Below are 453 nucleotides of genomic sequence, written 5' to 3' on the forward strand. Positions count from 1 at the left end.
GGGGTGAAGTCGTAACAAGGTAACCGTAGGGGAACCTGCGGTTGGATCACCTCCTTACCTTAAAGAACCTGCCTTTGTAGTGCTCACACAGATTGTCTGATGAAAAGTAAATAGCAAGGCGTCTTGCGATTGAGACTTCAGTGTCCCCTTCGTCTAGAGGCCCAGGACACCGCCCTTTCACGGCGGTAACAGGGGTTCGAATCCCCTAGGGGACGCCACTTGCTGGTTCGTGAGTGAAAGTCACCTGCCGTCATATCTCAAAACAGACTCACGAGTCTTGTTTGAGATATTTGCTCTTTAAAAATCTGGATCAAGCTGAAAATTGAAACGACACACATGTTATGTGTGTTCGAGTCTCACAAATTTTCGCAATCATGAAGTGAAACATCTTCGGGTTGTGAGGTTAAGCGACTAAGCGTACACGGTGGATGCCCTGGCAGTCAGAGGCGATGA

At 48.3% G+C, this 453-nt stretch carries 1 tRNA gene and 1 rRNA gene; both read left to right on the plus strand.

Features of this window, described 5'->3' with window-relative positions:
* Positions 1-57: ribosomal RNA gene (locus tag L6R44_RS24845) — 16S ribosomal RNA — on the plus strand; the annotation flags it as partial.
* 85 nt (positions 58-142) lie between these two features.
* Positions 143-218: transfer RNA gene (locus L6R44_RS24850), tRNA-Glu, on the plus strand.
* Positions 219-453: the final 235 nt, after the last annotated feature.

Source organism: Enterobacter cloacae complex sp. ECC445, from assembly GCF_021892025.1.
In the GTDB taxonomy this organism is placed as follows: Bacteria; Pseudomonadota; Gammaproteobacteria; order Enterobacterales; family Enterobacteriaceae; genus Enterobacter; species Enterobacter chengduensis.